This window comes from Desulfococcus sp., from assembly GCF_041737845.1.
In the GTDB taxonomy this organism is placed as follows: Bacteria; Desulfobacterota; Desulfobacteria; order Desulfobacterales; family Desulfococcaceae; genus Desulfococcus.
Map to the genome: position 1 here is coordinate 1 of NZ_JBGSQX010000021.1, position 13,298 is coordinate 13,298.

The 13,298-nt window shown below is 53.4% G+C and carries 14 protein-coding genes; all 14 read left to right on the forward strand.

Annotated elements, in window-relative coordinates:
• On the forward strand, positions 1 to 1,042 hold a 1,042-nt coding region (locus tag ACEW8N_RS02660; RefSeq protein ID WP_373498247.1), incomplete at its 5' end, for a PHB depolymerase family esterase.
• 60 nt (positions 1,043 to 1,102) lie between these two features.
• Positions 1,103 to 3,817, forward strand: a complete 2,715-nt coding sequence (locus ACEW8N_RS02665; RefSeq protein ID WP_373498248.1) for a cation-translocating P-type ATPase — start codon at positions 1,103 to 1,105, stop codon at positions 3,815 to 3,817.
• Between the two features lie 728 nt (positions 3,818 to 4,545).
• Positions 4,546 to 5,166: a superoxide dismutase gene (locus ACEW8N_RS02670; RefSeq protein WP_373498249.1), complete on the forward strand. Its 621-nt coding sequence runs from the start codon at positions 4,546 to 4,548 to the stop codon at positions 5,164 to 5,166.
• Between the two features lie 206 nt (positions 5,167 to 5,372).
• Positions 5,373 to 5,726 (forward strand): hypothetical protein, encoded by a 354-nt coding sequence (locus ACEW8N_RS02675; RefSeq protein ID WP_373498250.1) that lies wholly within the window; start codon positions 5,373 to 5,375, stop codon positions 5,724 to 5,726.
• Positions 5,727 to 5,743: 17 nt separating this feature from the next.
• Complete coding sequence (locus tag ACEW8N_RS02680) at positions 5,744 to 6,100, forward strand: phage holin family protein (protein WP_373498251.1); 357 nt, start codon at positions 5,744 to 5,746, stop codon at positions 6,098 to 6,100.
• 34 nt (positions 6,101 to 6,134) lie between these two features.
• Positions 6,135 to 6,629 carry a hypothetical protein gene (locus tag ACEW8N_RS02685; RefSeq protein ID WP_373498252.1) on the forward strand — a complete coding sequence of 165 codons (495 nt, stop codon included), beginning with the start codon at positions 6,135 to 6,137 and terminating at the stop codon, positions 6,627 to 6,629.
• Between the two features lie 26 nt (positions 6,630 to 6,655).
• On the forward strand, positions 6,656 to 7,012 hold the full coding sequence (locus ACEW8N_RS02690; RefSeq protein ID WP_373498253.1) for a hypothetical protein: 357 nt from the start codon (positions 6,656 to 6,658) through the stop codon (positions 7,010 to 7,012).
• Positions 7,013 to 7,259: 247 nt separating this feature from the next.
• A complete protein-coding gene (locus ACEW8N_RS02695) occupies positions 7,260 to 8,084 on the forward strand; it encodes an alpha/beta fold hydrolase (protein WP_373498254.1) in 825 nt (274 codons plus the stop codon).
• Between the two features lie 321 nt (positions 8,085 to 8,405).
• Positions 8,406 to 9,941, forward strand: coding sequence for an ABC transporter permease (locus ACEW8N_RS02700; protein WP_373498255.1), 1,536 nt, complete (start codon positions 8,406 to 8,408; stop codon positions 9,939 to 9,941).
• 9 nt (positions 9,942 to 9,950) lie between these two features.
• The gene (locus ACEW8N_RS02705; protein WP_373498256.1) at positions 9,951 to 11,045 is read left to right on the forward strand and encodes an ABC transporter ATP-binding protein; all 1,095 of its coding nucleotides are present in this window, start codon (positions 9,951 to 9,953) and stop codon (positions 11,043 to 11,045) included.
• 315 nt (positions 11,046 to 11,360) lie between these two features.
• Positions 11,361 to 11,462, forward strand: coding sequence for a BON domain-containing protein (locus tag ACEW8N_RS02710; RefSeq protein ID WP_373498260.1), 102 nt, complete (start codon positions 11,361 to 11,363; stop codon positions 11,460 to 11,462).
• 122 nt (positions 11,463 to 11,584) lie between these two features.
• A complete protein-coding gene (locus tag ACEW8N_RS02715) occupies positions 11,585 to 11,743 on the forward strand; it encodes a DUF3309 family protein (RefSeq protein ID WP_373498257.1) in 159 nt (52 codons plus the stop codon).
• A gap of 19 nt (positions 11,744 to 11,762) precedes the next feature.
• The gene (locus ACEW8N_RS02720) at positions 11,763 to 11,942 is read left to right on the forward strand and encodes a CsbD family protein (RefSeq protein WP_373498258.1); all 180 of its coding nucleotides are present in this window, start codon (positions 11,763 to 11,765) and stop codon (positions 11,940 to 11,942) included.
• Positions 11,943 to 12,212: 270 nt separating this feature from the next.
• Positions 12,213 to 13,139: an SGNH/GDSL hydrolase family protein gene (locus ACEW8N_RS02725; RefSeq protein ID WP_373498259.1), complete on the forward strand. Its 927-nt coding sequence runs from the start codon at positions 12,213 to 12,215 to the stop codon at positions 13,137 to 13,139.
• The last annotated feature ends 159 nt before the right edge of the window (positions 13,140 to 13,298 follow it).

Genomic DNA, 13,298 nt, shown 5'->3' on the forward strand with positions numbered 1-13,298 from the left:
CACGGCCACGCCGCTGCCCTTCGGCGCCGGCCTGCATGAACAATGGCGCGGACGGTGGCGCGGATACCGCGGGCCAGCGCCCTGGTCTGAGCCCATCCCGGACCGAGCCCCCGACATCGTGCCGGACGGGGGGCGCTTTACCTCCGGCTTGTACACCAACCACGCCGGCACGCGCAGCTACAAGCTGTATATTCCAAGCGGCTATCACGGCAAGCCGCTGCCCTTGGTCGTCATGCTTCACGGGTGTACGCAAAACCCCGACGATTTCGCCGCCGGTACCCGTATGAACGTGCTCGCCGAAGAGCATCGGTGCTTCGTCGCCTATCCGGCCCAGTCCCACGCCGCCAACGGCTCGAAATGCTGGAACTGGTTCGAGCCGGCCGACCAGCAGCGCGACCGTGGCGAACCGTCCATCATTGCCGGGCTTACCCGCCAGATTATAGACAGCCATCGGGTTGACGCGCGGCGGATTTACGTGGCCGGGCTATCGGCCGGCGGCGCGATGGCACTGACGATGACGATGACCTACCCGGATCTTTACGCGGCAGTTGGCATCCATTCCGGGCTTCCCTATGGGGTCGCCCAGGATCTTCCGTCCGCGTTTACCGCAATGCGCTGCGGCGAAGGGGCTTCGACCCGCAGGCACACTGCGTGCGCGCCCGTTCCCGCCATCGTGTTCCACGGCGACCGGGATACGACGGTGCATCCGTGCAACGGCAACCGCGTGGTCGCCCAATGTGCGCCTTCGCGTGCCAGGCGGGGAGAACCGCCCGAGGGCGGCCCTGCTCGGCGCGTGAGCGTGGAGCGGGGCCAGGTCCCGCACGGCCATGCCTATACGCGCACCACCCGCCACGATGCGAGCGGACAGCCCGTCGTGGAACACTGGCTGGTGCACGGCGCCGGCCACGCTTGGTCGGGCGGTAATTGCCGCGGCTCTTATACTGATTCCAAAGGGCCCGATGCCTCGCAGGAGATGCTCCGCTTTTTCTACGACCATCCGCAGGGCGGGCACCGGCACAGATCGAAGACTCATCGCTCTTGAGCCGGATCGTGGACTGGCTGAAGAACCAATGGCCGTTCAAAGAATGAAGCAGGGAAAACCATGCGTGAAAAAGAAGACAGACCGGTAAACTGGCACCAGATTGATCCAACCGAGGTCGCAGAGAAACTGCAATCGTCCGATACGGGCCTTGCTTCCGAAGAAGCGCGTCGCCGCTATGAGCAATACGGCCCCAACGAACTGATCGAGAAGGGAAAGAAAAAGGCCTGGCGAATTCTGTTGGCCCAAGTGAAGGAAGTCATGATCCTGATTCTGCTGGCCGCCGTGGTTATTTCGGCGGCGCTGCAGGAATATATTGATGCCATCGTGATTTTCGTCATTGTGGTGCTCAATACGATTCTGGGGTTTTGGCAGGAATTCAAGGCCGAAAACGCCATGGCGGCCCTCAAGAAAATGACGGTGCCCAATGTGCGGGTACGGCGCGACGGCGCAGAGCGGCAGATTTCGGCCAAGGAATTGGTGCCGGGAGACATCCTGCTCATCGAAGCCGGGAACATTGTGCCGGCGGATGCCCGATTGATCGCGGCCGCGAATCTCAAAGTCCAGGAAGCGGCCTTGACCGGCGAATCCGAATCGGTGGACAAAGATACCGGCGATCTGCCGGACGGCGAGCTTGCCTTGGCCGACCGCAGGAACATGATTTACAGGGGCACGGTGGTGACCTACGGGCGCGGCGAGGCCGTGGTCATCGGCACCGGCATGCAGACCGAATTGGGTAAAATCGCCACCATGCTTCAGGACGTTGAGGATGACCAAACCCCGCTGCAACGGCGTTTGGCGAAACTCGGCAGATCGTTGGCCATTGCCGCCGGGGTGTTGATCATTATCGTTTCCGGCATGATCTATCTGCAGGGAGCGGGCTTGAAGGAAATGTTCATGACTGCCATCAGCATGGCGGTGGCGGCCATCCCCGAAGGCCTGCCGGCTGTCGTCACCATCGCCCTGGCGCTGGGCGCACAGCAGATGTTGAAGAAAAATGCGTTGATCCGGAGACTTCCGGCCGTGGAAACCCTGGGCGGGGTGACCGTGATTTGTTCCGACAAAACCGGCACCCTGACGCAGAATAAAATGACGGTTTCGGACGTGGTGCTGCCGGAGCGCCACTATTCCCTTGATGAAGCGGTGGCCGAACACGGCGATGATGCCGATCTCGGCCTGCTGTTGCTGGCCGGAACGCTGTGCAACGATGCCGTCATCGACGAAAATACACAAAACGGCATTCTGGGCGATCCCACCGAAGGCGCGCTGGTGCTTGCGGCCCAACAGGCGGGACTGGTGCAACGCGATCTGCAAGCCATGCTGCCGCGTGTTCGCGAACTGCCCTTTGACTCCGAGCGTAAACGCATGTCCACCGTTCACGCCCTGCCGTCGTCTTCCCAGGGGACGACGTTGCACCCTGTAGTTGCCGCCGCCGGACACCAGGGACACGCCGATCACCTGGTGTTGATCAAGGGGGCGACCGACGGCTTGATCGAGGTGTGCAGCCGGATTCTGATAAACGGTGTCGTTCAACCCCTCAGCGAAAAGAGAAAAGAGGAGATTTCAGCCGAAAACACCGCGATGGCGAAAAACGGCATTCGGGTGCTTGGTTTGGCCTATCGGTTGATGGATGTCGATGGGCTGGACCAACCGATGCACTACGAGCAGGATCTGGTCTTTCTGGGTATGGCCTGCATGCTCGATCCGGTGCGTCCCGAAGCGATTGAATCCGTTCGGCTGTGCAAGCAGGCCGGGATTCGCCCGATTATGATCACCGGCGATCATCCCCTGACGGCTGTCGCCATTGCCAAGGATTTGGGGCTGACCACCTCCGATATGGTTCTGACCGGGCAGGATCTCGACAAGATGACCGTCGATGCGCTCAGCGCACGAATCAAGGAGGTTTCAGTCTTTGCGCGCGTCTCGCCCAAGCATAAGATGGTCATCATCGACGCGCTGCAAGCACAGCATGAGATCGTCTCGATGACGGGCGACGGCGTCAACGATGCACCGGCGCTGAAATCAGCCGACATTGGTGTGGCCATGGGGATTACGGGTACCGACGTCAGCAAAGAATCCTCCGATATGGTCCTGCTGGATGATAATTTCGCCACCATCGTCGCCGCCGTCAAAGAAGGTCGCCGCGTTTACGATAACATCCGCAAATTCGTCAGATACATCCTCACCGGCAATGCCGGTGAAATCGTTGTCATGCTCACCGGCCCGCTCATGGGTATGCCGCTGCCGCTGCTGCCGATTCAAATTTTGTGGATCAACCTGGTGACCGATGGGGTGCCGGCCGTTGCTTTGGGGTTCGAAGAAGCCGAGCGCGATGTGATGAACCGGCCGCCGTACAATCCGCAGGGAGGCATTTTCGCGCGCGGGCTGGGCTGGCAGATTCTCGTCATGGGCCTGATCATCGGCCTGATCTCGGTGGGGACCGGGTACTGGTTCTGGAACGGCGGAACAGGTTCGAACGCCTGGCAGACCATGGTGTTCACCATGCTGACTTTCTGCCAGATGGCCTACGCGCTGTGTGTGCGCAAACAAACGCAATCGCTGTTTACGCAGTCCTGGCTCAGCAACCCGGTGCTGTTGCTGGCCATTGGCGTCACACTGACCCTACAGTTGATCCTTATTTATGTCCCGTTTTTTAACACCGTGTTTCGCACCACACCGCTGCGGCTGGGGGAACTGGGTATCTGCGCTGTTGGAGCGATAGTGATTATACTGATTTCAGAATCGAAAAAACTGTTCCTGCGCAGCAAGCAGCATTGAAAATCGCGCATCATTTCGTTGACAGCGGCAGGTGTCCAAATTCAAGACGCCCTGCCTCCCGCATTCTCAGGGCCACACAATGACGATGAAACTTCAGTTTCATCATCATGCCGGGATATGCCAATGCCTCCCAACGATAACGGGTCGTCGGAATAAAAAGACATATATGACCACCGGTTAAATATGACCTTTTTTACGCGGTTGTCGTGGACGGCGCAGAAAATGCTTTTATTCATTTATTTTCTAATAATATCAAATTTATATCTTATATGCCCCCGTATGTTGGAAACCTGGCACATAAATTGTATCATTAAAGGATACTGAACAAAAAGCATCCACCCGGACGACGGATACGTCGTATCGCTCGGTGGCCGTGAGGATTGGTTTGGCCATTCGAGTCTACTTTTCGCTGATTCCCACTGTTGAAGATGAAAAACCCGTGCACGCAGCACAGGTTGCCCAATATGTTGAGACGGTTCGTTAGGTTTTCAAACTCCGGCGCCGCTTATCGCAGCGATCGTTGTACCAGAGGTGCCCTTTCTGATCCCAAATATTGGGATCGCAGGTTTTGGCAATCATTCAAATTCTGAAGAGTCATGGCAATCGGATGCCTTTCCTTCAGCGGAAAGATCATTCAGGATCCAGACAAAAAAAGCCTAAAATGATCAGATGGAAAGCGCCGGAACGGTGTTGCCGGCCGCATATAACCAACAAAAGGAGATGAAAAAATGGACACACCCAAATTGTATGTTCTACCGAAGCTTGCATACGACTACAACGCGCTTTCACCGGTCATATCGGAAGACCTTTTGAGACTGCATCACGACAAGCACCATGCAGCTTACGTGAATGGGGCGAACACCATTCTCCAAAAAATGGACAAGGCCAGGATCGAAAATGCCGATTTCGACACGAAGGCGACGTTCAAGGAACTCTCGTTCCACATCGGGGGGCACCTGCTCCATTCGCTGTTCTGGGGAAACCTCGCACCGCAGGGCAAAGGCGGGGGCGAGAAGCCGTCAGGAAAAATCGCCAAAGCAATCGATGAGGAGTTCGGCTCCCTCGACAGGTTCAAAAAACTGTTTTCGCAGTCTGCGGCAAGCGCCGAGGGCTCGGGCTGGGCAGCGCTCACGTTCTGCAGGAAGACGAACAGGCCCATCATCATGCAGGTCGAGAAGCACAACACGAACGTCTACCCGATGTTCAGAATTTTGATGGTTTTGGATGTCTGGGAGCACGCGTATTACCTTGACTACAAGAACGACAGGGGCAAGTTCGTGGAGGCGTTCTGGAACATCGTGAACTGGACTGAGGTAAACGACAGGCTTGAGGACCTTCTGAAGGGTTAACCAGTCTTCGATGTCCCATCGGATACGGTTTGCAGACTTTGATCAGCGCAGGGCTGCCGAAGGGAAAGCGCACCGCCATGAAACGACGGGGGCTCCAGATTGCCGGCGCCGGCCCGAAATCGGGTATCTGTTTCAACCGGCAGAAAAGCTTGGACGACTTTGTTATTGCCGGCAATCGTCACTCTTTAGCTTTTACGAGGTGACCTATGGAAAAAAACGATAGAGTAGTTGATAACACTGAAGAAACCGCGGCAGCGTTCCAAGGTTCAGGCCATTCAACCGGCTTCGAAAATGTCAAAACCATTATTGCGGATAAGTTGCATAAGGCTGCCGAGGCTATCGGCGAAAAAGCGGCGGATCCGGACGCGCAATCCGGCATGGCTCACTACGGAAATCAGGTATCCGGGTGGCTGGGCCAATCCGCCGAGTATGTTCGGCAATTCGACTATGAGCAGGCAGATGCCAGGGTCCGGGAATACGTCAGGCAGAGGCCGGGTCGCAGCCTCTTGATCGCAGGGGGCGTCGGCCTGATGATCGGAGCCTTGTTACGCCGCAGGTAAGGAGGTGGTTTTTCTCCATGAACAGCAACGTGACAGACAAGGGCACGACAACACAACGCGATACTCTCAGTGAACTGTTGGGACAGCTTGCCAACAATTCAGCCGATGTGGTTCACGACGAAATTGAGCTCGTGATCCAGGGAATTCGTGAAAAGGCGACGGCTGGCCGCAGCGGAGTCGTGACAGTCGTGACAGGAGCGGCCATCGGTTTTGCCGCATTCTTGTCTCTTTGCGCCGCATTGATCATCGGGCTCTCCGCTTATATGGCCCCCGCCATGGCGGCGCTTGTCACTGGAGCGACGCTTGCTTTAATTGGTTCCGTCATTGCCTTCATCGGGTACAGGCAATTGAAGAAGTCGATCCGTAACCCATAGAAGCCAATGCAAGCATTGAAAAGGAGGATAAGGAATGACTGAAAGAGAGCGCCTAAACAACGAAAAGGAAGCGGATGTCGAGCGCAGTTCAGAAGAGATACGTCAGGATATCGTTAAAGGAAAGGAGGACATTTCCCAGAAAGTCGATCAAATCGGCGAGCGGATCAAGGAGAGCCTGGATTGGCGGGAATATGTGAAGGACTCTCCATACTGGGCGATGGGCGCTGCCGCCGGCCTTGGCTATCTTGCCTCAAGGGTTCTCAAAACACGCACCACGCCCATGGATCGAATCATGGGTGCCATTGCCGGGGAGGTTCACGACGCACTCGGCGGTCTGATTACTGGAGCCGCCGGCCCCGGCCTGGTCAAGGTGACCCTGCTGGGTATTGCCACAAAGGCTGCCGCCGGCTGGATCAAGAATGCAGCCTCGACGGAAGTGGCAGGCGGCGGCCCTCGGCCGCAGACAGGACGGGGTTCAACCGTCAGCCAAAGAATGGATACGCAACCTTTTGTTAAAATTAATCATTAACGTTAAGACTTTCTCAGGAGGATACCATGAATACCGAAAAGAAAAAAGACGAGACCCCCAGACAGCAAACGGCAGAAGAACCCGGCAGCGCCAGTGCTGCAGCTCAAAACATCCTGGAAGTAAGCGCCGAGGCCTACGGGCAAGCGGAGCAGGCGGTAAGCGATGCGTATGATAAAACGGCCGAGACGGTAAGCCAAACGTACGAGAAGGCCAAGAGTTTCAGTAACGAAAATCCGGGCAAGTCAATTCTTATCGCATTGGGGATAGGGGTAGGGATAGGGTTTCTCCTGGGTGCAAGCACTCGTCGCTCGGGTGTCACCGGCCGGCTGGCCCGACCCGTGGTCAACGCACTCTCCGACATTGCTCTGGAGTTTTGGCATTGACGCGATCTGTTACCGGAATCGCATTCAAGAAACTGAAAAAATTCCAAGCCTGAAAGAAATGGAGGATCTCCATGTTTAGCAATCAAAAAGGCAAGGTGGGGTGGATTTTACTCTGGGCATTGGGCGTCCCGATCCCGATCTTACTGGCACTGTATCTCCTGCGTGGATGCACCTGAGACAATCCACACCGGAGGATAGGATAACCATCCGCAAAAAAAATCGATATCACAGCGCAAGGATGCAAACTATGAGCACGATTACGACGAAAGACGGTACGCAGATCTACTACAAGGACTGGGGCACGGGACAGCCCGTGGTGTTCAGCCACGGCTGGCCCCTCTGTGCGGATAGCTGGGAGGCCCAGATGATGTTTCTGGCCTCCAACGGCTATCGATGCATTGCCCATGACCGTCGCGGACACGGCCGGTCGAGCCAGCCCTGGAACGGCAACGACATGGACACATACGCCGACGACCTCTCGGAGCTCATCGAAACGCTCGACCTGAAGAACGCCGTCCTCATCGGATTTTCTGCGGGCGGCGGCGAAGTCGCCCGCTATATCGGCCGCCACGGCACGAAACGGGTGGCCCAGGCCGCCCTGATCGCCGCCGTCCCGCCCCTGATGCTGAAAACGCCTGCCAATCCCGGCGGCTTGCCGATGGAGGTGTTCAACGGGATCCGCCTCGCCTCCACCACCGACCGCTCGCAGCTCTACAAGGATCTCGCCGGCGGCCCGTTCTTCGGCTTCAACAGGCCTGGAGCCCAGGTTTCGCAGGGCATGATCGATTCGTTCTGGCTCCAGGGAATGCAGGCCGGTCACAAGAACGCCTTTGACTGCATCCAGGCGTTCTCCGAGACGGATTTCACCGAGGACCTTAAAAAGTTCGACGTGCCGACGCTAATCCTTCACGGCGACGACGACCAGATCGTCCCGATCGGCGCCTCGGCCCTGGCATCAGCGAAGCTCGTAAGGAACGCGACCCTGAAGATCTACGCAGGCGCACCCCACGGTCTCGCGTACACGCACAAAGACCAGCTTAACGCCGACCTGCTGGAATTTCTTAAAACTTGATGTCGCTTTGCCGGTGCGGAGAATAAACCATATGCCAAATGAGCCGACAAGCGCCGCCCGGGTCGCACCCCGAGAAACCCGATTCTCATTGGCGGCGAACTACGACTCGGAACTGGTTCCTGCGCTTGCCGCGTACCCGGTCGATGAAGTTTACGGCAAGTTTCCTGATATAACCGTTATCGCACCGCAAGGCTCCGAAAAAGGTTTAACCATTAACCAGTGTGGTCAAAATTAGATGATCACAGGTGGTCATTTTTGGGTTGGCATTTATAAATAACAATTGGATTTATTATTCATCGTATTTTCCCAGGCTGATTATTTATGACAAATGACCACAACAATTGGCGTAGAATCAGTTTGGGAGCTTCCGTCTTCTTTTTTTTGTTCATCATTTTTCTGCCGGCGGTATTCATTTTGGGGAGTTTTACGCAGGGCGGAGTTGTTTTGAACGGACAGATCATCCGTGCGGTGCTGCTGTCATTCTGGATCGGCATCGCAGTGGTGACGATAGATCTGGCTTTTGGTCTGCCTCTGGCGTGGATGTTGTCGCGCAGCAAGTCCAGGATCGCCACTTTCATTGATAGCTTGATAGACCTGTCTTTGGTGATGCCGACCGCGGCTCTGGGTTTTTCGGTATATCTGTATTGGGGCGACCGCGGGGGCCTGGCCCGGATATTCGGCCTGGATGCCGGGTTGATCAATAAAGGAGTGCTGATGATAATACTCCTGCATGTGGTTTTTACCCTGCCCTATATCGTGAGGTCCATCGGAGCGGCCATCGCCCAGATTTCACCTTCTTATGCCGAGGCGGCAGAGACTCTGGGAGCTTATCACTTTACTTTGTTTCGCAGCATCTCCTTACCGCTGTTTAGAGACGGCGTAATCAACGGCTCCATACTTGCTTTTACACGGAGTCTGTCTGAAACCGGCGCTACCATGATGGTAGCCGGCCTGGCAAGCACGGCCCCGGTACTGGTAGTGGAACTTAAGAACTCCGGACATCTGCCTCAGGCTATGGGAACCAGTATTATTCTGATCTTGAGCGCAATATCGATATTGTTTTTGGCCAAAGCCCTGCTCGGTAAAAAGACCATCAGACTGGAGAAAGTCTATCCTCGTTTCGAAAAATCCCTGATCAACTTGATAATACCGCGCAATATTCTCGTGGGGCTTTTTTTCTTGTTCATATTGTTTTTACCCACCATATTCATTGTTTTTTACAATCTAAGTCACTGGGAGATGGCGTTTGGCGCCGGAGTGCTCAAGAGCATGGCAATCTCATTTTTCATTGCCTTTACGGTCACGCTGGTCAACTTGATCTTTGCCTTGCCTTTGGCATATATGATCGCACGCGATCAGGGACGACTGGGCAAGGTTTTGGACACGTTAAACGAGATCGTTCTCTTGGTGCCGACCAGCGCATTGGGGATGTCTCTGGCTTATTTCTGGCATAAATTCTTGTCTCTTGACTTAATGGTCCTGATATTAACCCACTTGAGTTTTTCTTTCCCCTTTCTGATAAAACCGCTGGTTGCAACATTTCGGGATATTCCGTCCGGCCTGGAAGATGCGGCGTATTCTTTGGGCGCCCGATCCGGGCAGATGCTTCGGACCATACTTCTACCCATGATCAAACCGGCCATTCTCGCCGGCTTGATCATGGCCTTTATGCGCAGTTTATCAGAGACAGGCGCCACATTGGCGGTGAGCGACAAGATCCAGACCGTACCGATTTTAATCGTTTATCTTGTTAAACAGGGACAATTCGGACAGGCAGCCTTCATTTCTACGCTTTTGTTCATCATCGCTTTGATCTTCTTGTATGCATTGAAACATTTGACTTACAGGACGAAATAAAAAACGCATATGCCAAACGTAAAAATTGTGAATTTGATCAAGAGATTCGTCTCTGCCAGGGGAGAGGATTTACTGGCTCTGGACCGCCTCAATCTGGATATTCCGGATCGGAAATATTCTACATTGCTGGGTCCTTCCGGGTGCGGCAAAACCACTTTGCTTCGGATCATTGCCGGATTGCTCGAACCCACCAGCGGTCAGATATTGTTCGATAACATGGACGTGAGCGGAAAAATGACCCAGGAACGGGACATTGGTTTTGTGTTTCAGAATTTTTCCATATTTCCTCACATGGACGTCTGGCATAACGCGGCCTATGGGCCGGTCGTGCGGGGATGGAGCCAAGAGGAAATCGCCAAAACCGTGGAGCGTAATTTGAAATTGGTGGGCCTGGAGAAACGGGACAAAGCCTTGCCACACGAACTGTCCGGAGGCATGAATCAGCGCCTGGGTCTGGCTCGCGCTTTGGCCGGCCATTCCAGTTTGCTTTTGCTTGATGAACCGTTGTCTGCCTTGGACGCCAAAATCGGTTCCTTCCTGCGCTATGAGCTGAAGAAAATCGCCAAAACGAATCATTTGACCGCTATCCACGTTACGCACAATCAAGAAGAAGCCATGACCATCTCTGATAATATCATATTAATGAGAAAAGGCGAGATCGTGCAGACCGGCACCCCGGAAGAGCTTTATGACCAACCCAATTCCATGTTCGCCGCCAACTTTATCGGAAAATGCAATTTTTTCAAAGCGCGGAAGAAATCGCCGCACTCGGTAGAAATCTACGGCAAAATTCTTCAACTACCCACTGAAGTATCACAGGATAAGATAGTCATCGGCATCCGACCGGAAAAGATTCACCTGGATCCCTATCCGGATCAGATAAGATTTTCCGGCCGGATAGAGTTGATTAATTTTCTGGGGCATTTGTATGAATACCGGATCAATGTGGAGAGCAATATCGTCAATGCCTACAAACGCATCAAGGGCAAGAACTTGAAGCAGAAATACCATGAAGGGGACGTGATCGATTTCAGTTTTTCCGGAGAAGACGTCTTTGTTTTTCCTGAACCGGAAGATTTCAAGAAAGAATTGAGTTTGGGGTAAAGGAGCAGCCCTTTCAAGGTTCTGGTTCTACCTCTTTCTCTCAGCGATAATTCTACCAGTCAAAACAATCGGCGTATTCTTGGAGCTTTTCCGTTTTGGCTCTGGTTTTTTCGGGCCTCTCGGATGCTTGCGGAATGCCGGAAGGCAGACATTCCGGGTAAGCATTTTAAGTACCGCCACGATCTCGGATGTTTCCATCTGTTGAAACACGGTCCAGTTCTCATCCGGGATCGCGATCATCATGCCCCGGCGGGTTGCTGAAATTTCGTCGACAACATAAAAGCCGGAGAGTTCATTTTGGGCGTGGTCACTTTGGTGGGCAAAGCCAAGAACGCGGCTGAAAAGGATCTGGCCACCAAACTCGTGAGCGATGTTCACGGCGTAAAGAAGGTGGTTAACAACATGACCATCCAGTAAACCGAGTCCAGGAGCAACCCGGAACAGCCGGTGCAACGAGCCGGCTGTTCCGGGTTGTGAAATGAATCGGCTGAAACCAAGTTATTTTGAATTGTACATCTTTTGTAAAGGGAGGACAAAGCATGCCAATTGGAACAATCTTGCTCATAATCCTGATACTGGCACTTGTGGGCGTAATCCCGGTCTGGCCGCATAGCCGGTCGTGGGGGTGCACCCGGCGGACTGGTAGTGGGTATCCTTTTGATCCTGCTCTTATTGGGCAGAATCTAATCAACTTTTAAATCAAACAGGAGAACGACGATGAAATCAAGCACAAAAGACAACGCAGAAGGCAAGATGCACCAAGTGAAAGGCAAGGTCAAGGAGACCGTCGGGAAAGCAGTCGGAAATCAAGACTTGGAAGCCGAGGGCAAAGTCGAAAAACTGCACGGGAAAGTCCAGGAAAAGCTCGGCCAGGTCGAGAAAGTTGTGAGCAAGTAGAAGGGTTTATTTAGAAAACATCATAAAGTGGGAATTCAAAATAATAGATGGGTATCCTATCGCAGAGTGCGCCCTTGATTCGCAATTTTGGTGATCAAAAGCCGTTCACTCAGTACAATTTGTTCAATAATTTTGAGATAGCCCGTCAATTTTTTGAATTCCGATGCCACTTATCGCCAGAATTGTTGTACCAAATGATCCTATCATGGAGTTTTTAAAATCTGGTTTTATCCAGGATACCATGACTATTCAATACCTTGGAGGCATAAAATGAAGAAAATCATCAAGAAACTAGCCACGGCAACAATGATATTTCTATTAACCCTCTGCACAACCAACGGTTTCGCAGCCGCATTCGATGAAATCGTCGTATTTGGCGACAGTCTGTCAGATAATGGCAATCTTGTTCTTATTGAAAATCAGCCGAAACCTGATCCGGCCCTGTATTACGAAGGCCGTTTTTCCAACGGTCCGGTGTGGGTCGAATATCTGGCCGACCCGCAACGATTGAACTTACCTCTACACGACCGCGCTCTTGGCGGTGCGCAAAGTGATGGACTGGTACCGCCGGGTCTGATTGAACAGGTGACCGCGTATATCGCCACCAGCGTTCCTCCGCTTTCGCACAATTCACTTTTCATCATATGGATTGGCGGTAATGATTATCTGAATGGAAACGGCGATTTTCAGGAGGCGGTGGACAATATCAACACTGCCATGGAACGTTTGGTGGAATTCGAGGCCATGCATATTTTGGTATTGAACCTGCCCGACCTGGGCGCTATCCCCGACACGTTGGGCACACCGGAAGCCGCTGAGGCGACAACGTTTTCGCTCAATTTCAATGCCGAACTGGGTAACATGATCGATCGATTCAGTGTCGAACACCCGGAGATTGGCCTGTATGAATTCGATGTGTTTTCTTTTTTTATAGAGGTCCGAAACAATCCTGCCGCCTTCGGGTTCATCAATGTGACCGAACCATCGCCTAATTTTCAAATCGAAAACAATTTTGACGGCGCCGGATATATGTTTTGGGATGATAAGCATCCGACCACCGCGGCGCACGCCTTGCTCGCCGATCGGGTGTTCACGGATTTAAACGCACAGTTGCCCATATCCCCAGATAGTATGGATGAGAACGATAGCGACGGCTCAACCTGTTTCATCAACTCATCCGGCTGGAGTTTTTTCTAAATCCGCCACTCAACAATAATGATCCTTATGCTGCCAGTTTGGTTATGTTACGAGTAATTTCATTCCCGCCATCTAATTCCTTTCAAGATATGTAACATTTTTATATCATTCCTCTAATTCGTGATTTTAAATAGAGGGGTGACTATGGAGCAAATTCCT

Coding starts and splice junctions, on each gene's coding strand:
- ACEW8N_RS02665 (WP_373498248.1), top strand. CDS start 1,103: ATGCGTGAAAAAGAAGACAGACCGGTAAACTGGCACCAGATTGATCCA.
- ACEW8N_RS02670 (WP_373498249.1), top strand. CDS start 4,546: ATGGACACACCCAAATTGTATGTTCTACCGAAGCTTGCATACGACTAC.
- ACEW8N_RS02675 (WP_373498250.1), top strand. CDS start 5,373: ATGGAAAAAAACGATAGAGTAGTTGATAACACTGAAGAAACCGCGGCA.
- ACEW8N_RS02680 (WP_373498251.1), top strand. CDS start 5,744: ATGAACAGCAACGTGACAGACAAGGGCACGACAACACAACGCGATACT.
- ACEW8N_RS02685 (WP_373498252.1), top strand. CDS start 6,135: ATGACTGAAAGAGAGCGCCTAAACAACGAAAAGGAAGCGGATGTCGAG.
- ACEW8N_RS02690 (WP_373498253.1), top strand. CDS start 6,656: ATGAATACCGAAAAGAAAAAAGACGAGACCCCCAGACAGCAAACGGCA.
- ACEW8N_RS02695 (WP_373498254.1), top strand. CDS start 7,260: ATGAGCACGATTACGACGAAAGACGGTACGCAGATCTACTACAAGGAC.
- ACEW8N_RS02700 (WP_373498255.1), top strand. CDS start 8,406: ATGACAAATGACCACAACAATTGGCGTAGAATCAGTTTGGGAGCTTCC.
- ACEW8N_RS02705 (WP_373498256.1), top strand. CDS start 9,951: ATGCCAAACGTAAAAATTGTGAATTTGATCAAGAGATTCGTCTCTGCC.
- ACEW8N_RS02715 (WP_373498257.1), top strand. CDS start 11,585: ATGCCAATTGGAACAATCTTGCTCATAATCCTGATACTGGCACTTGTG.
- ACEW8N_RS02720 (WP_373498258.1), top strand. CDS start 11,763: ATGAAATCAAGCACAAAAGACAACGCAGAAGGCAAGATGCACCAAGTG.
- ACEW8N_RS02725 (WP_373498259.1), top strand. CDS start 12,213: ATGAAGAAAATCATCAAGAAACTAGCCACGGCAACAATGATATTTCTA.